Source organism: Streptomyces sp. NBC_01320 (assembly GCF_035974375.1).
Taxonomy (GTDB): Bacteria; Actinomycetota; Actinomycetes; order Streptomycetales; family Streptomycetaceae; genus Streptomyces; species Streptomyces yanii.
Window position 1 is genome coordinate 10,421,527 of the sequence record NZ_CP108390.1, and the last position, 18,967, is coordinate 10,440,493.

The window sequence follows — 18,967 nt, forward strand, 5'->3', positions numbered from 1 at the left end:
CCGGCATCCCGAGGCAGCCGGCCTTCGCCGCGCCTCGGGCCCCGGCCGTGCGCCCGCACGGGTGCCATGGCCGCTTCCCCGTTCTCCGGATCGCGGATCGTCGCGCCCTCGTGTGCCGTCGTCCGCACCCCGGATGACCGCCTTCGGATTCAGGAGATCAGACCATGTCCGTCACATCGCAATCCCGCACGTCCGGAGACAGCCAGGAGGTCACGGAGGCACAGACCTCCGGGGACCGGTCCGCCTGGGCGTCGTTGCGTCCGCTTGTACTGCGCCTGCACTTCTACGCGGGTGTGCTCGTCGCGCCGTTCCTGCTCGTCGCCGCCGCGACGGGATTCCTGTACGCCTGCTCGTTCCAGGCCGAGAAGATCGTGTACGCGCACGAACTGCGCGTCCCCGTCGGCAAGAGCGAGTTGCCGATCTCGCAGCAGGTGGCCGCGGCCCGCAAAGCACATCCCGAGGGCACCATCAGTGCGGTCAGACCTTCACCGGAGGACGGCGCGACAATGCGCGTGCTGCTCTCCGGTGTGAAGGGCATCGAGGCCGACCACACGCTCGCTGTCTTCGTGAACCCGTACACAGGCGAGGTCCGTGGGGCGCTGGAGCAGTACGGCTCCACCGGTGCGCTGCCGCTGCGCACCTGGATCGACGACCTTCACCGCGATCTGCACCTGGGCGAGCCGGGCCGCATGTACAGCGAATTCGCCGCCAGTTGGCTGTGGGTGATCGCGGGTGGTGGCCTGGTGCTGTGGTTCGGGAGGCGTCGGGCCCAGCGCAAGGTGCGCGGTACGAGCGGCCGCCGGCGCACACTCACCGTCCACGGCTCGGTGGGCGTATGGGCCGCGGCGGGTCTGTTCTTCCTGTCGGCCACGGGACTGACCTGGTCGACCTACGCCGGGGCCAATATCGACGACCTGCGGACTTTGCTCGGTCAGGCGACGCCCACGGTGGCTGCCGGCGTCGCCGCCGGGGGCGAGCACGCCGAGCACGGCGGCGGAACGGCGGGCGGCACCGAGGGCGCGACGGGCACGGACGTCGGCCTCGACGTCGTACTGAAGGCCGCCCGCTCCGAGGGCCTGTCGAACCCGGTGGAGATCGTCCCGCCCGCCGACGCCTCAACCGCGTACGTCGTGAAGCAGATCCAGCGCGGCTGGCCCGAGAAGCAGGACTCGGTCGCGGTCGATCCGGCGACCGGCGAGGTCACCGACGTGCTGCGGTTCGACGACTACCCGCTGCTCGCCAAGCTGACCCGATGGGGCATCGACGCCCACACGGGCGTGCTGTTCGGCATCGTCAACCAGATCGCGCTGGCCGCCCTCGCCCTCTGCCTGATCCTGCTGATCGTGCTGGGCTACCGCATGTGGTGGCAGCGCGGCCGCGGCTCCGCCTTCGGCCGTCCGCTGTCCCGCGGGGCCTGGCAGCACGTTTCGCCGTACCTGCTCGTCCCGCTCTTGGCGACGATCGCGGTGCTGGGCTACTTCGTGCCACTGCTCGGCATCCCGCTGGCCGCCTTCCTCGCCGTGGACATCGTGCTGGGTGAGATCGCATACCGACGCGGGAAGCGCACGTACACGCCGGCCGCCTGACGGCTGACAGGGCGGCGCGCGCGTCCGGTGCGCCGCCCTACCGGTCGTCCGCCCCGGAGTCCCGCCTGGTGCAACCGCTGTGGTGCAGACGCTGCACGCCTGGAACGCCACCTACGAAGCGCTCGCCGCGCCCCACCGCCCTGCGCCGCCGCGTACTCCGAGCCGATCGCCGAAGCGGCCCGCATCTGGGACGGCAGCGATCCGATCCGACGCCGCGACTGAGCCGGTGTCGATCAGACGGGGTGGGAGGGGTCTTTCGGTCCTGCCCGCCCCGCCACAGCCTCCGTGGGCGGGCCCGATCGGCTCAGTCGTAGATGGCGACGAGTCGCCCCACCACTTCGCCGCGCTCGAGCCGCTCGACGCCCTCGCCGATCTCGTCGAAGCCGATCCGGGTGATGCGCGAGCTCACCTTGCCATCGGCGATGAGGCCGATGACCGCCAGGCAGTCCTCGGGCGTGCCGGCCTGGGAGCCGAGCAGGACGACCTGGTTGAGGGTGAGTGTCTGGAGGTTTATGGTGCCCTCCGCGACGCCGAGCCCCACCTGGACCACGCGGCCGTCGCGCCGGACGACCTCCACGGCGCCCGCGGTGGTGGTGCCGTATCCGGCGAAGTCGACGACGACGTCGAGCCCCTGGTCGGCGAACGCCTTGATGTCCGTGGCCACGTCCTTCACGCCCAGCTCACGGGCGTAGTCGTGCACCTTCTCGTTCTTCTCGGCCACGTAGACCTCGGCGCCGAGCGCGAGCGCCACCTGCGCACCGATCGAGCCGAGCCCGCCGATACCGATGATGCCGACCTTGCTGCCGGCGGTGACCTGCCCCTGGACGACGACGGCGTGGTACGAGGTGAGCCCCGCGTCGGTGGCCGCGGCGGCCTGGTCCCAGGCGATGGTGTCCGGCAGCGCGATCACCAGGTCCTCGCGGACGGCGACCTTGGGCTGGAAGCCGCCGTCGGACGAGGTGCCGGGACCTTCGATCGCGGCGGGCACGGCGACCCGGTCGCCGACGGCGAACCGGGTGACGCCCGCACCGACATCCGCGACGACACCGGCGATCTCATGGCCGAGGGTGATGGGACGGTACGGCAGCAGGGGCGTCAGCGTGCCGTCGAGGAAACCGACGTCGCTGTGACAGAGGCCCGCCGCCTTCACGGCGATGACAATCTCGCCGGAGCGCGCGGTCGGCTCCGCGACCTCATTGCGGCTCAACGGCTTTCCGACCTCGGCGAACTGCCAGGCTTCCATGCGTGCTCCCAATGTGTGATCCTTACCGGAATGCTATTAATGGTACTCGGTACCGAAAACAGGGAGTAGGGAGGGAGGTCCCGGATGCAGCAGGCCCGAAGGGGGCGCGGACGGCCGCCGGTGGCATCGCGCGAGCAGATCGAGGCGGCAGCTCTCGATCTCTTCCTGAGCCAGGGATACGGCGCGACGGGCATCGCCGAGATCGCCGCGGCGAGCGGCATCAGCCGCACCACCTTCTTCCGCCACTTCCCATCGAAGTCGGCGATCGTCTGGTCCGCCTTCGACGACCACACCCGCACCCTGCGCCGCCTGCTGGCCGAAGCCGACGACACGGCGCCGGTCATGACGGTCGTCCGCGCGTGCATCGTCGAGGCCCTGCGCGGCTCCGTCGACGAGCAGGGCATCTGGCTGCGCCGCTTCGTCGTCCTCGACGGCTCCGCGGACCTTCGGGCGGAGGCCCTGGCGCACTGGGTCAGCTGGGCCGACGCCGTGGCCGACTACGTGGCGGCACGCACCGGCGGCAGTGGGGAGGACTTGCGGCCCGCGAGTATCGGCGGGGCGATGCAGGCGGCGTTCCTGGCCGCCCTGCGTGGCTGGCGCACGACGTCGAAGCCTGCCCCCGAGCTGCTTGCCGCACTGGACCAGGACCTCGTGCCGCTGTGCGAGGTGCTCCAGGGGTGGCTCGACACGACGTGGGATGGGGCGGTCCCCCGTGCCGTCCCGAGGGTCACCGGTTCAGGTGCCGGCCCCCGTCTACGAGGTACTCCGAGCCCGTGATGTACGCGGCGGCATCGGAGGCAAGGAACGCGATGAGCTGGGCCACGCCCTGCGGCACCCTCCTGGCCGGCCGCGGTGCCGAGGCAGTCTAGGACGCGATCGCCGCCACGATCACCACGCTGCCCGAGCACGTGCGCCGCTCGCTGACCTGGGACCGCGGCCGCCCCGACAGGCCCTGGGCATGGAAAAGATCTTTTCCATGCCCGCCTCGTTCGGTAAGGTCGCGGAGTTGTTTTCGCTGCTGGGAGCCCAGAGCTGCGCGCGTGGCCTCGGCGGCCCGCCGACTGAGAGCAGGTTTCTTCATGGCATGTCGTATCGGTGAGCTTGTGCTCGGTTGCCGCGACCCCGAACTGTTGGCGCAGTTCTGGTGCGAGGTCTTGGGCTACGTCGTGGTCGGCCGCGAGGAGGGCTGCGTGGAGATCGGGACGCCGGAAGGGTTCGGCGGTCCGCAGCCCACGATCTTCTTCAGCGTCCGGGACGAGCCGGAGCCGGGGAAGTCCCGGTTGCACATTGACCTCAACCCCACCGACCGCGACCAAGACGCCGAGCTCGAGCGCCTCCTGAAGCTTGGTGCCCGCCGGGCTGACATCGGCCAGACCGGGGACGAGCAGTGGCATGTCCTGGCCGACCCCGAGGGCAATGAGTTCTGCCTGCTCAAGGCCCGCATCAAGGCGCTCTGACGCTCGTCCGAGGCCCATCACGCCGCGGCCTGCGGTGCCCCCGCAGCCGCGGCGTGATCCGGGGTTGCCCGGGAACCAGCACGCACCGCCTTGGTGCAGAGAAGATCTCGCCCCGCAGCGTAGGCGCCCGTTGTCCACGATCAGGGGGAATTTCAGCGTGAGGGTTCAGTTGGTCGACGTCTCGATCGTTGTAGCGACTGATCGGCGTTGCAGCTTGTCGGCAATGAGCTCCATCTCGACCCGCGTGCCAACCAGGCCGGTCTCTTGGAGCGCGCCGGCCATCACCCGTGCCTGGCCCAGGGGCAGGTGGAGTATCTCGCGCAGGACTCGCAAGACGGGGACGAGGCTCGACTCGTCGTCCGCGAGGTGAAGCTGTGCGGGTCCATGCTCTGCCAGCAGGGCATTCCTGATCTCGTCAGGAGTCGCTCCACCCGTATCTTGCTCGCACCACCCATTGGGACAGGCGGTGCATGCGCCTTCGGTGCCCCACCACAGCTGCCCATGGTCGATGTATTGGCCAACGTCGAGTATCAGCACGCCACCGCAGTCGTCGCACCGCGCCGTGATCTTTACTCCTTGAGTGATCACCGGGCTCCTCACCGACGGGTCCCAACAAGCGGATACTCCCACGAGCCTGCCAGTCAGTCGAACTTGATACCGCTGATCTGGCAGATAGGCAGCGGGACAGAGGCATCACGCAGCAAGCACCGCTGGTGGCAAGGGCTCATAGGTTCGTCCGTGGCGTAGAAGGGCCCGGAGGACGTTGACGCGACGGCGGTCCCGGGCCAGGACGGCCTGGGTGTGGCGCTTGCCCTCGGACCGCTTGCGATCGTAGAACCGGCGGAACTCCTCGCACCCTCGGATACTGAACAGCGCCGAGGTGTAGAAGACGCGCTGGAGTCCGCGGCTGTATCGCTGAGGGCGCCGCAGACTCCCGCTGATCTTGCCGGAGTCACGGAGAACCGGTGCGACGCCGCCGAAGTCGGCGAGGCGGTCAGAGGTGCCGAAGGCACTCATTTCGCCACCGGTGGCGGCCAGGTACCACGCCCACCGGACCATGCCCCTGCTGGCCTTCGCCGCGGCCCCCGACACCACCGCAGCCCTCACCCAGTCCCGGCGAACCCACCCACCCGGCACGATCGACGCCCTCCAGAACGCGATCACCGACTACGAAAGCAACACCAGGTCAGGCAGTGGTTAGTTGACGGTTCCTCACCAGCTGGTCTCGCCCGCAAAACACTTCGCGGCCGGCCTTCGCAGGCTCTCGCTCCAGCTCGAGCTCCTTGACCTGGGCCCCGCACCCGCTTGTTCTCCCTCTCCAACGCGCCGGCCTCCACCGCGCCGGGCACGGCAGCCTGCTCGGTATCCCGCGGCCGCGTGCGGAGCGTCTCGTGGTTTTCACCCCGAGATTCTTGGCCACCGACGCGTACGTCCGCCCCGGACCGGAGCGGTACAACGCGACAGCATCGGCCCGGAACTCAGGCGAGTACTTCGATGTCCCCAACGGGAACTCCTGTCCTTCGGATCTTCACGATCCAATGATCAGGGTGTCCACGATCAAGGGGGAACGTCCGGTGCCCTCCAGGTGGGCGGTGAGGGAGTCGGACACCCAGAGGTCGAACACGGAGGTGCGCAGCACCGGGCCGACCAGGCTGGGTTGGTTGTCGAAGCGGGGGAATTGGTAGTCGATCGACGCGACGATCTCCTCCGTCCGGGGGCGCGCAGGGCGCGGGTGTCTGCTTGCGGTTGTCGACCGCGCGCCCGGACAGCGGGATCAGAAGCGTTTCCTGGATCGTGCCCAGCCGTACCGTGCGCCGTGTCGCCATCGCTGCCTCCTGATGTGGAAGGTCTCAGCCGAGCTGAGTGAAAACGGTCGTCGGTTCGTGTGCCATGAGGCAGCGGTGCCCCTGGCGAGGGTGCCGTGCCTGGCGAGAGCTGTCGGTGGTACCTCAGGCAGGTTGCCAGATCCGGGCAAACGTCGAGGGGGTGAGGACTTGCCGGGGATGGCCTTGGCCCACCAGGCGCCCCTCGCGCAGCAGGAGGCAGACGTCGGCCGAGCGGGCGGCGTCCAGGTCGTGTGTGGCGTGGACGACGGTCACGCCGTCGGCGACCAGCTCCGTCAGCAGCATCGCTATGCGTTCCCTGGCCTCGGGGTCGAGTCCCGTGGTCGGCTCGTCCAGCAGTAGCAGGTCCGACTCCTGAGCGAGCCCTTGGGCGATAAGGGCGCGCTGCCTCTGCCCGCCGGACAGCTCTCCGAGTTGCCGTGTGGCCAGGTCGGCAATGCCCAGGCGTTCCAGGGCCGAGTCCACCGCGGCTCGGTCCTGACGGGTGAGTCGGCGCCACAGACCGCGTGCGCCCCAGCATCCCATCTCCACGGTCTGCCGGACCGTCAGCGGTAGTGCGTCGCCGACGGCACCGCGCTGGGGGACGAATGCCGCTGGCCGGCCGCCGGCGTGGTGGAGCTCGCCTGCTGTCGGCTGTATCACGCCGGCCAGAACGCCGAGCAGGGTGGACTTCCCGCTGCCGTTCGGGCCGACGAGTGCGGTGGTGGTCAATGCCGCTATTCCGGCGCTGAGTTGGTGGAGCACCAGGTGGCCGGCGTAGCCCGCGGACAGCTCTGCGAACCGGATGCGAAACGTCGCGTCCTCGACGGCGGTGGGTGAGGGGCCGTGTTTTTTGAACATGGTTTTCATTGTAGTGTGCTCGTCATGGAGTGGTTGACCGGTCCCTTCGAGGTGACCTTCGTGCAACGGGCCTTGTGGGGCGCAGTCCTGGTGTCGGCGATCTGCGCCCTGACGGGGACCTGGGTGGTGCTGAGGGGGATGGCCTTCCTCGGTGACGCCATGTCGCACGGTCTGCTGCCCGGCGTCGCGCTCGCCGCGCTTCTGGGAGGCAACCTGCTGGTGGGGGCGCTGCTGAGCGCGGCCGTCATGACGGCAGGTGTCACCGCCCTCGGCCGCAGGCCCCGGCTGTCCCAGGACACCGGAATCGGTCTGCTCTTCGTGGGAATGCTTTCGCTCGGCGTCATCGTCGTGTCGCAGTCGCAGTCCTTCGCAGTGGACCTCACCGGGTTCCTCTTCGGTGACGTCCTCGCCGTCCGTGAAAAGGACCTGGTGCTGCTGGGTGGGGCCCTGCTGCTGGCGCTGGTCGTCTCGGTCCTCGGCCACCGGGCCTTCCTCGCCCTGGCGTTCGATCCGCGCAAGGCCCAGACGCTCGGTCTGCGTCCACGCCTGGCCCACGCCGTGCTGCTGGGGCTGTTGGCGCTGGCCATCGTCGCTTCCTTCCACATCGTGGGGACGCTGCTGGTCCTGGGGTTGCTCATCGCTCCGCCGGCGGCCGCGCTGCCGTGGGCGCGCAGTGTGCGGGGCGTGATGGTGCTCGCGGCGCTGCTCGGCGTGATCGCCACGTTCGGTGGCCTGCTGCTGTCCTGGCACCTGAGCACCGCGGCCGGTGCGACCGTCTCGGCTCTCGCGGTGGGACTGTTCTTCCTCTCCCACCTGGCGTCCGGCATCTGCCACCGCCGCCGTGCGCGCCCGGCCGCCATCCGCTCCGCAACAACCAACTGACAGAGATTTGAGAGGCTATGCCCTTGCTTATCCGAAGAAACGTCACTGCTTGGGGACCGACCGCGCTTACGTCCCTCGCGCTGCTCGCCACGAGCTGTGTGGGGCAGGACGACAACGTGTCCGCCCCGAAGGCGGGTTCCTCCGCCTCCGCCACTCCGCACGGCTACATCGAAGGGGCGCAGGAGGCAGCCGAGCAGCAGTCCCGGCTGCTGCTCAACGACCCGGCCACCGGTGCCACCCGGGCACTCGACCTGATCACCGGAAAGGTGCACGAGATGTCCCCGATCGCAGACGCCTCGGGCCTCACCACGGACGGCCGGTTCGGTTACCTGCACACCGCGGGCGGTACGCGGATCCTCGACGGCGGTGCCTGGACGGTGGACCACGGCGACCATGTGCACTACTACCGCGCCGCCATCCGCGACGTAGGCCGCGTGCCGGGAGACGCCGGCGCGCGCGTCCGCGGCGACGCCGCCGTGACCGCCGTGACCGGCGAGGACAACCGGGCCGCGATCTACCACCGCGCCGAACTCGAGAAGGGCGAGGTGGGCAATCCTCGCGCGCTGCCCGGGACATACGAAGGCGCCGTCATGCCGTACGCGGAGCATCTCCTCGCCCTCACGGACGAGGACGGCTCAACGAAGGTCGTGGTGCACGACCGGGAGGGCAAGCGACTCGCCTCACCGGACGCGGAGTGCGAGGCCCCGCGGGGCGACGCCGTCACCCGGCGTGGGGTGGTTCTCGGATGCGCGGACGGCGCCCTGCTGATCAGCGAGAACGACGGCGGTTTCGCGGCCGAAAAGATACCGTACGGTGCCGAAGTCCCCGCAGAGGAACGCGCGTCGCACTTCCGCCACCGCGCAGGGAGCGACACGCTCACGGCGCTGGCCGCGGACCGTGCGGTGTGGGTGCTGGATGTTTTGGAGCGCACCTGGACACGGGTGAAGACCGGACCCGTCGTCGCCGTCAACACCGCAGGCGAGGGCTCACCTCTGCTCGTCCTCCAGGACGACGGGGCCCTGCACGGCTACGACATCACCACGGGCAAGGAGGTGTCCGAGACCAAGCGGCTTCTGACCGACGTCCCTGAGGCCCGCACCGACGGGGCCGCAGGCCCTGCCATCGAGGTCGACCGCAGCCGGGCCTACCTCAACGACCCTGCGGGCAGCCGCGTGTACGAGATCGACTACAACGACAACCTGCGTGTCGCCCGCACCTTCGACCTCGACATGAAGCCGGCCCTGATGGTGGAGACCGGACGATGACGACGCCGAAGCGAACCGTTCTGCGGCTGCGCCGACTGCTGCTGACCCTGCTCGCCCTCGCCTTCGCCGCTACGGCCACAGCCTGCACGAGCGGCGACGACCCGCCCAGAGTCGTGGTGACGACCAACATCCTCGGAGACATCACCCAGAAGATCCTCGGCGACGAAGCCGAGATCACGGTGTTGATGAAACCGAACGCCGACCCGCACTCCTTCGGCCTGTCGGCCATTCAGGCCGCCGAGCTGGAGCGCGCCGACCTCGTGGTCTTCAACGGACTGGGCCTGGAGGAGAACGTGCTGCGGCACGTGGACGCCGCCCGCGACGCAGGGGTGGCTACCTTCGAGGCCGGCAAGGCGGTCAACCCGCTCACCTTCCAGGCGCGGGACGACGGCGGCCCCGAAGCGGAGACCGGGCAGCCCGACCCCCACTTCTGGACCGACCCCAACCGCGTACGCAAGGCCGCCGGCCTGATCGCCGACGAGATCGTCGAGCACGTGGACGGCGTGGACGAGAAGGTGGTCCGGGACAACGCCGCCCGCTACAACGAGCAACTCGCCGACCTCATCACCTGGATGGAGAAGTCCTTCCACCGCATACCCGAGGAGCGGCGGGCGCTGGTGACGAACCACCACGTCTTCGGCTACCTCGCCGACCGCTTCGGCTTCCGGGTGGTCGGCGCGGTCATCCCCAGCGGTACCACGCTCGCCTCGCCCAGCTCCTCCGATCTGCGCTCGCTCACCCAAGCCACGCGCGAGGCCAGGGTGCGGACCGTGTTCGCCGACTCTTCTCAGCCCAACCGGCTGGCCGAGGTCCTGCGCACCGAACTGGGCGGACAGGTACGTGTCGTCGAGCTCTACTCCGAGTCGCTCACCGACAAGGGCAAGGGCGCCGACACCTACCTGCAGATGATGCGTGCCAACACCACCGCTATGGCCGACGGCCTGACCGGCAACTGAACCCCGCGCCACCGTGCCGGTACCGGCACGGCCGACCGTCACCAAAAGACACACTCACGCCGCGCCCGCGCGGCCGGAAGGGAACACACACAGTGAGCAAGACGATACGCAACAGAGCCTTCACCGGAACCGCCCTCGCCCTCGCCGTCTCCACGGTGCTGACCGCCTGCGGGGGAGGGGACGGCGCCTCCTCCGACGCGAAGTCGGCGAAGGGCTCGCCGAGTGCCCAGTCCTCCGCGACGATCAAGGACCCGCTGGTCGCCACCTTCGACGGCGGCCTGTACGTCCTGGACGGCGAGAGTCTGAAGCTGACCAAGACGATCGATCTGCCCGGTTTCAACCGCGTCAACCCGGCAGGCGACGACTCCCACGTCATCGTCTCCACCGACGCCGGCTTCCGGGTCCTTGATGCCGCCGAGCAGAACCTCACGGACATCACCTACGAGGGCGCCAAGCCCGGGCACGTCGTGCGGCACGCAGGCAAGACGGTCCTGTTCACCGACGGCACCGCCGAGGTCAACGTCTTCAACCCCGCCGACCTGAGCGGCGGAGAGAAGCCCGAGGGCCGCGCCTACACCTCCACCGAAGCGCATCACGGCGTCGCCATCGAACTGAGCAACGGCGAACTCCTCAGCACCCTCGGCACTGAGGAGAAGCGCACCGGCGCACTCGTCCTGGACACGAACAACAAGGAGATCAAGCGCAACGAGAAGTGCCCCGGCGTCCACGGCGAAGCCGCCGCCCAGGGCGAAGCCGTCGCCGTCGGCTGCGAGGACGGCGTCCTGATCTACAAGAACGGCGAGTTCACCAAGGTTGACGCCCCCGACGACTACGGCCGCATCGGTAACCAGGCGGGCAGCGACGCATCGCCGATCCTCCTGGGCGACTACAAGACCGATCCGGACGCAGAACTGGAGCGACCGACCCGCATCTCCCTCATCGACACCGAAACGGCAAAGCTGCGCCTGGTTGACCTGGGCACCAGCTACTCGTTCCGCTCGCTCGGCCGCGGACCCCACGGCGAGGCACTTGTCCTCGGCACCGACGGCACCCTTCACGTCATCGACCCGGAGACCGGCAAGGCCGAGAAGAAGATCCCCGTAGTGGACAAGTGGCAGGAGCCGCTGGACTGGCAGCAGGCCCGTCCCACCCTCTTCGTCCGCGACCACACCGCTTACGTCTCCGAACCGGGCAAGCGCACGTTGCACGCCGTCGATATCGAGTCCGGCGAGAAGATCACGTCGGTGACGCTGCCGAAGAGCACGAACGAACTCTCGGGCGTCGCCGCCGGCCACTGACATCCGGCTCGGCAAGGCCGCCGCGCACCCGATCTGTCGGCCGGCTTCGGCGCTACCGGGCGCTGCGGTCCACCCTGCCACCACAAGACGCGCGTGCCTCGGTGGGCCGACTGCCAAACCACCAGGCAAGTTGATCCAGAGCGTGCCAGGCATCGGTTCCCGGCGGTGCTGTCGAGGTGGACGACATCGTCCTGTGTCTGCTGGGCGGAGCGGCCCGGCTCAAGGACGAGGGGTCCAGCCCCGGTGCGGAGCTGAGGATCGCCGGCGTCGGCCCGCTCGTCAGCCTCCTTCTGGCGGGCTGCTCACACTCGGGGCCTGGCTGCTCCACCTGGCGTCCGTGTCCGGGATCGTGGTGGAGATGGTGGCGTGGCTGGCAGGCATCAATGTGCTGCTCGCGGCCTTCAACGCGGGCCCGCCGCACCTCTCGACGGGGGCAGGCTGCTGCGCGCGTTCCTGTGGTGGCGCACGGGAGACCGGCTGCGGGCGGACTGCGGCGGAGCGAGTCCTCGGGTGGCTGCTCGTGGTGTTCGGGCTGATCGCGTTCATGCGGACCGGCGCGTTCGGCGGTCTTTGGCAGGCTCTGATCGGCTGGTTCCTCATCGCGGCCGCCACAGCCGAGGGACGTCAGGCCCATTTGCGCGGCGTGCTCGCCGGTGTCCCGGTGCGGGATGCCATGACGTCCGAACCTCTCACGGTTTCCGCCAACACCACGGTCGCCGGCTTCCTCACCGGTTCGCGCTACCGCTACCGGCATTCGGCTGCCGCGCATGGAACCGGGCGTCGAATACCGGGTCCTGGTCATGGATCACGGCAGGCCCGTCGCAATCGTCTCGCTCTCGGACGTCAGCCGCACGGTGACATGGCCGATGAACACCGTCCCCGGGCAGCGCGGCGGTCTCTGACCGTGGCCCGGCATTGTCGGACGGGCTGCGGCGGGCAGACGTTCGCCCGGATCCGGTCACCCCACTGGCGGACACCGACGTGGGGTGTGAGGCCGCAATCGGCGGCCATCAGTCGAAGGTCCGAACGCAGTTCCGCCTGGCTTTGTACGTCGCCGGTACGCAGTTCCTTGGTAAGTGGTGAGAGAGGCGCAGACCGTCACCTCGAAGCGCTTGTGGACCCCGGGCAGGTCCCGTCGAGCACGGCCTCATGCGTGCTCGCCTGCGTAACAAGCATCAGCGAAGGGGCGAGGATGGAGGTAGGGGGCGCACGCGTCGCCCACGTGTTCCTCCGGGACGAGGAGGTCGGATCGTGTTCTTCATGGATCGTCGTGATGCCGGCCGACAACTGGCCACCCGGTTGGCGCACCTCAGGGGGTGAGGTGGTGGTACTTGGCCTGCCCCGCACAGGGGTTCCGGGCGCCGCGGAGGTCGCCGAGGCGCTGGGCGTGCCGCTGGATGTCTGCCTGGTGCGGAAGCTGGGTGTGCCCTTCCAGCCAGAGCTGGGAATGGGAGCGATTGGCGAGGGCGGGGTACGCATGATCAATGACGTGGTCCGCACGGCGCACATCACGCCGGATGAGCTGGCTGAGGTCGAGGCCCGTGAGCGGGAGGTGCTGGAGAGCCGTGCCCAGCGGTACCGGGGCGGGCGGGAACCGATCAGGCTGGAGGGCCGTACGGTGCTGGTGGTCGATGACGGGGTGGCCACGGGGTCCACAGCGCGCGCGGCCTGCCGGGTCGCCCGCGCCCGCGGTGCTGCACGGATCGTGCTCGCCGTCCCCGTGGTACCTCACGACTGGACCGCACGGCGCGGCGAGGAGGCAGAGGAACTGATATGCCTTGCACACCCCGCGGAACTTCTTTGCGGTCGGACAATTCTACACAATCGACTTCTCCCAGATCGGCGACGATGAGGTTGTCGCCTGTCTGGAAGAGGCGGTTGCCCGCCCAGTGAGTACCCGCTGGGCTGAGTCGCGTCATGCCGTGCTCGAGGATCAGGAGGTGGGCGTACGGGCTGGTGCGGTGGTGCTGCGTGGGCAGTTGACTGTGCCCGACCCACACCGCGGCGAACGGGAAGCCGATGCCCTCCCCGTGACACCGCGGCGACGCTCGCAAACATGAAGGAGGCGACCATGGAGGAGCAGCAGCCGGGGGCGGTCCACGGTGAGCAGGAGGTCTTGGCGCGGACGGTCGCCGTCGTGATGCGCGCCGCCGTGGTCACGATCGATGTCGACGAAACCGTGCTCGTGGCCTGGGAGTTGCTGGAGCGATCCGGCTCCCGTCACCTTCCGGTCGTGCATCCGGACGGTCGCTGTGCCGGCCTGCTGGACAGGGCCGATGTGGCGGTTGTCTGTGCGGCACCGGCCGCCTCGCTGTCCGGCCTGCGCGTGCGCGACCTCCTGCCCGCCCGCAGGTCGGCGCTCGTACATGTCGAGCAGACCGTACGCCACGCGGCCGACCTCATGAGTTATACCGAAGCCGACGCCCTGCCGGTGCTGGAGGAAGACGGGCGTCTCGCCGGGGTGCTGGCCGCAGCCGACATCGTCGCGGCCCTCGCCGGTCATCCGGTGCAGAAGGAGCCCGCCGATATGCGGCCGCGGGTCCCGTCCACGGTGTTGCCTGGGCTCCCGCCTCGGCGGGGCTACCGTGGAACGGCGGTGCCCTGAGCGCCCGCCACCGAGTTGAGGTGTTCTTTCCCAAGTGGCACACGGTGAGGCTGTCCTGGTGCCACCTGACGCGCTCCGGGGCGTAGTAGCCGTTGCTGAACTCCATGGCTTCTCCGACACGGGGGTCCCATCGGTCGGCGAAGCATCCGGCGCGCGCTCAGCGCCGTCCAGGTTGCGCATCGGTCCGTCGCGGGAGACTGCACCCACTCTTCGCCGGCGGGCCGGATCGCCCGACGTCACTGCTGGCGGCTCACACGATCGAGGCGATCGGCATCACCAGCGCCGTAACCAGCATGGTGAGCGGCAGCCAACGGCCCCTCAGCATGGTCACCGGGGTCCCGGTCGGTGGTCGGCGAGACGTTTGCGTGCCTCGGTGTACGCTTCTGCATCGATCTCGCCGGAGGCGAAGCGGCGGTCGAGGATCTCCTCCGGCGTTTCCCTCGGTGCCTTCCGGGGGTCGTCCGTGGCGTCGTGGCGACCAGCCGAGTGCTGCGTCAGGCGCAGGACCGCCCACACCACAAGGCCGATCAGGGCGATCCACAGCAGGGGCATCAGGGTCACCCAGGCCCAGCCACCATTCCAGTACATCACCGTGGCTCACCTCCTGGCGACTCTTCCACCCTCCACCCGTACCGGTAGTACCAGGTAGTGCGCCAGTGCCCATTGGCCTCGCCCCTTGGGCCGTTCGGGCCCTCTGGTGTCCACATGGTGGCTGTTCGGTCCCTCGCCGGGCACCCCGGGCACCTGAACCCTGTCACAGGGCGACGCCGGAGTCTCGGCCTCCGTCGGCAGGCACGCGGTCCACGCACGCGTCGTCCGGGCTTTCGCTCGACCGGGTACCCGAGCTGTCGCCCAGCGTGATGGTGATCTCGGGAGGGACTTCGAGCGTGTTCGGACCGCGAAGGCGAAGTCATGAGACTGGTGCAAGTCCGTCAGGAACCCGCCTGATGAGGCACCCGCGCACTCAGTCGCCCCAGGCCCAGCCTCCGCCGCAGTCAGCAGCACGGGCCGGGCGAGAGCGAATACCGACACCCGGCCACCGGGCGCGAGCCGGCCAGCCCGCACTCGCACAGACAGGCCAGGTGCTCGAACCTCCACCATTCTCGCTTCGCTGACCGCGAGCTGCCGCACGATCTCCAACCGGGCCGGGTCACCAGCGACCGGAACAAGGTGGCGGCCGGAGCCGGCTCGACACGCCGGGTGGCTGAAACGGTCACCGTCACATAGCGATGGCAGTGTTGAGCGAGGTGCCTTGGTGTTCAGTGAGGGCCGACACGGTATGGCCGCATCATCTCGTTGTCCTCGTGTTCGAGCATGTGGCAGTGCCACACATACTGTCCCGCCCGGTCGAAGGTGGCCTTGACCCGGGTGATGGCGTGCGGATAGGAGATCACCGTGTCCTTGAAACCGCTCTCCCAGGGCTCTGGAGGCCTTGCGTTGTGCCCGGTGCTTTGCCGGTCGACGACCTGGAACTGAACCTCGTGGATGTGGATCGGGTGGGCATCGCGGGTGGAGTTGTGTATTTCCCAGATCTCGGTCGCCCCGAGTGCCGGGTTCTCCGTGATGGGATCGGCCCATCCCATGGGGGTCTGGTGTCCATGCCGGTCCACGGTGCCGAGCATCACCACGCGGGGGCCCACGCCCCGCAGGACGGCGGAGTTCTGCTCCTGCAAGGAGACCTGCCGCGTGTGGCTCGCTGGACCGAGTGGTTCGAATGGTGGAAGGGTGAGGTGGGCGGGGGGCACGGTCCTGTCCGACGTGGCGAGCGGTCGTGCCACCGTGAATTTCATGACCTGTCCAGTGGTGCCGGGGGCCGCCGGCCGGAAGTCTGTGCCTGCTCTCCCACCCTTGAACGGCTCGTCGGGGCCCTCGTTGATGAGGTACAGATCAGTGCCGACCGGGATGGAGGTGAAGTCGACGATGACGTCCGCGCGTTCGGCGGGGGCGGTGAGCAGTTGGTCGCGCTGCACGGGTGACGGCAGGAAGCCTCCCTCCGAACCGATCTGCCAGAAGGGGAGGACCGGGGCCGCGGGACGTGGGGCCATCGGGTCGGTGACGATCTTCAGGATCAGGAAGCGTGCGTTGCAGCCGTTGAGAAACCGCAGGCGGTAGCGGCGCGGCTCGACGGAGAGAGCCGGCCAGGTACGGCCGTTGGTCACCATGGTGTTGCCGAAGAACTCCGGGTTCCAGATGGGGGAGATGTCACTGCCGGGGATGTAGGGCCCGGTGAAGTGGTCGAAGGATGCGCGGCTCGCCGGGTAGAACAGGCTGCCGTCGGTGGAGAACGACCGGTCCTGGATGACGACCGGGATCTCGTAGTAGTGCCTTCCCGGGGGGTCGCCGAGTTTCGGCGCCGGCCCCGGAAGCACACCGTCCGGGAGGTCGGCGGGCCCGCCGCGCAGGAGGTAGAAGCCCGCCAGCCCCGCGTAGACGTTCAGTCGAGTGACCCCCAGGGCATGGTCATGGAACCAGGAGGTGGCGGCACGCTCCTGGTTGGCGTACTGGAATATGGCGGTTCCTGGCACCCAGGCCGCATCGAACTGGCTCTCGAATATCGTCTTGAATTGTTCATAGAAGGAGCCCACCCGTGCGTATCCGTCGGGGATGTCGGAAGCGCGGGGTAGATACCACGCCTCGGGGTAGCCGTCGCTCTCCTGCGTGTTGTGCCCCCCGTGCAGGTGGGTCACGATCGGCACGGGTCCGGTATAAGGGCCGGGTGTCGAGGTGAAGGCCGGCCGTGCATCACGCCGTGAAATTCCGCCTTCGGGGTTGGCCCAGTGCAGTGTGGGGTCTACCGGCAGCAGGTGCGGCAGATGGTTGCCGTGGCGGTCGAGCAGTTGGTTCACCCACGTGACCCGTATGGCCCGGCCGAAGGTCGCCTCGACGGTGCGTGACGGATAGGAGAAGCTTCCCGGATGCCGGGTCGACCCGTATCCCCACACCGTTGTGGCGGGCATACCGGCCGGCAGGATCTGCTGCCGCAACTGCCGAATACCGATCGTGTAGTGGTCGACGCGTCCTGCGTCGTCCCTCTTGGCCCAGGGCATGACCGGCGGGACGGCAAGCTCGGTGACGTACTTGTCGATGCGCGTCGGGTCCAGGACGCGGCTGGGGACGCCCGGCCAGGCCCGCCTGGACGCAGACCCGGCCGGGATGAAGAGGCACGTTCCGCCGGCGAGGCCGGCCTTGATGAATTGTCGCCTTGTGGCCATCTGAGTCCTCCTGGACACGGCCCCCCATCGGCTGCAGTCCCAGAAACCGTCCCAGTGTTTCCGACGCAACGAAGAAGAGCCACCCGGAACGTCGCGGGCCGAGATCTTCGTGCAGGCCGCAGCGCTTCAGCTCGCCCGGCTCTCCACGCCGTGGCGTTCACAGCGCACGGCTTATGACTGTGGTGACAGTCGACTTGATCAAGGAGACTGGTACGGCCCGGCCGAGTTTCAGTAGCAGCGCAGTCACGACACTGCCCCCGCACGGTTGAGGTCGAGTGTCCACTCCGCCGGAGGAGCTTCACCCAGTCGATACCCCTGCTGGGTCGCGACCGCCCGCATTGCGGAGCCGGACCAGCTGCTGTGGGACGTAGTGCCTGGAGGGAACGTCAGCCAAGCTCCATGCGCACGTCCACGACGCCTTCGACCGCGTGAATGGCCCGAGCCAGAAGCGGCACCAGCGAAGGGTTCTGGAGAGGTCCCCGCAGGGTGACGACACCATCCAGCACAGAGAATTCCACCCGGTCCGGGGGAGAGCTCGGCGACAGCAGCGGTTCGGATCCCCTCGTCGATCTCCTCGTCCGGGCGCAGGAACACCTTCAACAGGTCGCTGCGGCTCACGACGCCCTCCAGCATGCCGAGATCGTTCACGACGGGCAGTCGTTTCACTCGCTTGCGCGCCATGATGCGGGCGGCCTCGGCGAGCGTGGCGTCGGGGTGGACGGTGACGGCCGGACTCGACATCAGCTCCTCGGCCAGTACAGCGTCGGCTTTGGACGCCGCCTCCAGTTGGCCGGGCAGCTTCGGGCCGTCCTACCGGAACTTCTCCTTCGGCAGCAGGTCCGCCTCGGAGACGACGCCGACGACGCGGCCCTCGCCTTCGAGGACCGGTACGGCGCTGACTTTCCACTGCTGCATCAGCTCGACGATCTCCTTGTACGAGGCCTCGCGGCCGATGGCCACGGCCGTGTGGGTCATGACGTCGCTGACGGAGTGCCGGGATACAGCCATGGGGTGCTTCGTAAGTTGTCGGGTGGCCAGGGAGGGCCAGATGTGGTTTTGGGGTTTTCCTTCAGTGGCTTCCGAGGAGTGGCCGTCCGGCTCTCTTGGGCACCCTGGCTGCTGATTGAGATGGGCGTTCTGGTCGCTGGTTACGGAGATGGCAGCGGGTTGTTCCTCGGACCGATGGCATGCTGCGTGGAACGAGAAGGGGGCAAGTGTGTGAAGCGCCGCGCCAACGCTCAGCCTGGGGCGCCCTTCGAACCAGGCGCTCGCCGACAGCATCGTCGAATGTGCCGCTGAACGTGCCCGCCGCCGTCATCCGGACGTCGACGTCTCGGTCGAGGTGACGCCCGAGGACGCGGTGATCGCCCTTTTGTACGAGGGGCGCAATGCCCAGGCGCTGATCACCGGGGAGCGAGGCCGTGGCGGACTCACCGGACTTCTGCTCGGCTCGGTCAGTCTGGCCGTGGCCGCCCGGGACTCTTGTCCCGTCATCGTCGTGCGCGGTGACAGGGCGTGTATCGAAGGCGTGCGCGGGCGGATCCTCGTGTGTGTCGGGGAACCGGGGAGGGGCGGCGGTCCGGTTTGCCTTCCACGAGGCTGGGGCAAGGGGCTGCGAGCTGGATGCCGTACATGCCTGGCGCTGCCCCTCGCACGACCGCGCCGATCATCAGCGCACTGCCGGTGAGCCGCACCTTTACCGTAAGGAACGTGCGGCGACCCTGATCGACGAAGCGGTGGTCGAGCCCGTACGCGAATACCCGACGGTCCGGCTGCACT

The 18,967-nt window shown here is 68.8% G+C and carries 19 protein-coding genes and 2 pseudogenes; 12 read left to right on the plus strand and 9 right to left on the minus strand.

What is annotated here, in order from left to right; translation table 11 throughout:
* Positions 1-164: 164 nt before the first annotated feature.
* Positions 165-1,586: a PepSY-associated TM helix domain-containing protein gene (locus tag OG395_RS47385; protein ID WP_327248451.1), complete on the plus strand. Its 1,422-nt coding sequence runs from the start codon at positions 165-167 to the stop codon at positions 1,584-1,586.
* A 304-nt stretch (positions 1,587-1,890) separates the two neighbouring features.
* On the opposite strand, the gene OG395_RS47390 is transcribed toward OG395_RS47385, so the two are convergent.
* Positions 1,891-2,829: a zinc-binding dehydrogenase gene (locus tag OG395_RS47390; RefSeq protein ID WP_327248452.1), complete on the minus strand. Its 939-nt coding sequence runs from the start codon at positions 2,827-2,829 to the stop codon at positions 1,891-1,893.
* Positions 2,830-2,913: 84 nt separating this feature from the next.
* Here OG395_RS47390 and OG395_RS47395 point away from each other — a divergent pair, with 84 nt between their 5' ends.
* Positions 2,914-3,606 carry a TetR/AcrR family transcriptional regulator gene (locus OG395_RS47395; RefSeq protein ID WP_327248453.1) on the plus strand — a complete coding sequence of 231 codons (693 nt, stop codon included), beginning with the start codon at positions 2,914-2,916 and terminating at the stop codon, positions 3,604-3,606.
* Here OG395_RS47395 and OG395_RS47400 read toward each other — a convergent pair.
* Entirely contained in the window at positions 3,557-3,664 is a 108-nt protein-coding gene (locus OG395_RS47400; protein ID WP_327248454.1) for an SDR family oxidoreductase, read from the minus strand. The two genes, OG395_RS47395 and OG395_RS47400, sit on opposite strands and share 50 nt — an antisense overlap.
* Before the next feature lie 244 nt (positions 3,665-3,908).
* On the opposite strand from OG395_RS47400, the gene OG395_RS47405 reads away from it, so the two are divergent.
* Positions 3,909-4,286 carry a VOC family protein gene (locus OG395_RS47405; protein ID WP_327248455.1) on the plus strand — a complete coding sequence of 126 codons (378 nt, stop codon included), beginning with the start codon at positions 3,909-3,911 and terminating at the stop codon, positions 4,284-4,286.
* 165 nt (positions 4,287-4,451) lie between these two features.
* Here the strand turns inward: OG395_RS47405 and OG395_RS47410 are convergent, their stop codons facing one another.
* Together OG395_RS47410 and OG395_RS47415 are read right to left on the minus strand one after the other, a co-directional pair.
* Positions 4,452-4,874, minus strand: a complete 423-nt coding sequence (locus OG395_RS47410; RefSeq protein WP_327248456.1) for a hypothetical protein — start codon at positions 4,872-4,874, stop codon at positions 4,452-4,454.
* 105 nt (positions 4,875-4,979) lie between these two features.
* Positions 4,980-5,348: pseudogene (locus OG395_RS47415) on the minus strand (transposase); the annotation flags it as partial.
* Here OG395_RS47415 and OG395_RS47420 point away from each other — a divergent pair.
* On the plus strand, positions 5,314-5,487 hold the full coding sequence (locus tag OG395_RS47420) for a hypothetical protein (RefSeq protein ID WP_327249778.1): 174 nt from the start codon (positions 5,314-5,316) through the stop codon (positions 5,485-5,487). The pseudogene OG395_RS47415 and the gene OG395_RS47420 overlap by 35 nt on opposite strands.
* Here OG395_RS47420 and OG395_RS58665 read toward each other — a convergent pair.
* Both OG395_RS58665 and aztA read right to left on the minus strand, forming a co-directional pair.
* On the minus strand, positions 5,473-5,790 hold the full coding sequence (locus OG395_RS58665) for a transposase (protein WP_442818689.1): 318 nt from the start codon (positions 5,788-5,790) through the stop codon (positions 5,473-5,475). The two genes, OG395_RS47420 and OG395_RS58665, sit on opposite strands and share 15 nt — an antisense overlap.
* Positions 5,791-6,235: 445 nt before the next feature.
* The gene (gene aztA / locus OG395_RS47425; protein WP_442818690.1) at positions 6,236-6,979 is read right to left on the minus strand and encodes a zinc ABC transporter ATP-binding protein AztA; all 744 of its coding nucleotides are present in this window, start codon (positions 6,977-6,979) and stop codon (positions 6,236-6,238) included.
* A 15-nt stretch (positions 6,980-6,994) separates the two neighbouring features.
* Between aztA and aztB the strand changes: the two genes are divergently transcribed.
* The 7 genes from aztB (at position 6,995) to OG395_RS47460 (ending at position 13,976) form a co-directional block, all read left to right on the plus strand.
* Positions 6,995-7,852 (plus strand): zinc ABC transporter permease AztB, encoded by an 858-nt coding sequence (aztB, locus tag OG395_RS47430; protein WP_327248458.1) that lies wholly within the window; start codon positions 6,995-6,997, stop codon positions 7,850-7,852.
* A gap of 17 nt (positions 7,853-7,869) precedes the next feature.
* Positions 7,870-9,117 (plus strand): hypothetical protein, encoded by a 1,248-nt coding sequence (locus tag OG395_RS47435; protein ID WP_327248459.1) that lies wholly within the window; start codon positions 7,870-7,872, stop codon positions 9,115-9,117.
* Positions 9,114-10,073: a zinc ABC transporter substrate-binding protein AztC gene (gene aztC / locus OG395_RS47440; protein ID WP_327248460.1), complete on the plus strand. Its 960-nt coding sequence runs from the start codon at positions 9,114-9,116 to the stop codon at positions 10,071-10,073. Before OG395_RS47435 ends, aztC begins: the two co-directional genes overlap by 4 nt.
* 92 nt (positions 10,074-10,165) lie before the next feature.
* A complete protein-coding gene (aztD, locus tag OG395_RS47445) occupies positions 10,166-11,371 on the plus strand; it encodes a zinc metallochaperone AztD (protein WP_327248461.1) in 1,206 nt (401 codons plus the stop codon).
* A gap of 767 nt (positions 11,372-12,138) precedes the next feature.
* Positions 12,139-12,273: a hypothetical protein gene (locus tag OG395_RS47450; RefSeq protein ID WP_327248462.1), complete on the plus strand. Its 135-nt coding sequence runs from the start codon at positions 12,139-12,141 to the stop codon at positions 12,271-12,273.
* A gap of 575 nt (positions 12,274-12,848) precedes the next feature.
* Complete coding sequence (locus tag OG395_RS58670; protein ID WP_376339771.1) at positions 12,849-13,223, plus strand: phosphoribosyltransferase family protein; 375 nt, start codon at positions 12,849-12,851, stop codon at positions 13,221-13,223.
* A 204-nt stretch (positions 13,224-13,427) separates the two neighbouring features.
* On the plus strand, positions 13,428-13,976 hold the full coding sequence (locus tag OG395_RS47460; protein WP_327248463.1) for a CBS domain-containing protein: 549 nt from the start codon (positions 13,428-13,430) through the stop codon (positions 13,974-13,976).
* Between the two features lie 327 nt (positions 13,977-14,303).
* On the opposite strand, the gene OG395_RS47465 is transcribed toward OG395_RS47460, so the two are convergent.
* From OG395_RS47465 to OG395_RS47475, 3 genes and pseudogenes are all read right to left on the minus strand, one after another.
* Positions 14,304-14,567: an SHOCT domain-containing protein gene (locus tag OG395_RS47465; RefSeq protein ID WP_442818691.1), complete on the minus strand. Its 264-nt coding sequence runs from the start codon at positions 14,565-14,567 to the stop codon at positions 14,304-14,306.
* Positions 14,568-15,235: 668 nt separating this feature from the next.
* On the minus strand, positions 15,236-17,188 hold the full coding sequence (locus OG395_RS47470) for a multicopper oxidase family protein (protein ID WP_327248464.1): 1,953 nt from the start codon (positions 17,186-17,188) through the stop codon (positions 15,236-15,238).
* A 386-nt stretch (positions 17,189-17,574) separates the two neighbouring features.
* Positions 17,575-18,196: pseudogene (locus tag OG395_RS47475) on the minus strand (CBS domain-containing protein).
* 271 nt (positions 18,197-18,467) lie between these two features.
* On the opposite strand from OG395_RS47475, the gene OG395_RS58675 reads away from it, so the two are divergent.
* Complete coding sequence (locus OG395_RS58675) at positions 18,468-18,875, plus strand: universal stress protein (protein ID WP_442818800.1); 408 nt, start codon at positions 18,468-18,470, stop codon at positions 18,873-18,875.
* Positions 18,876-18,967 lie beyond the last annotated feature (92 nt).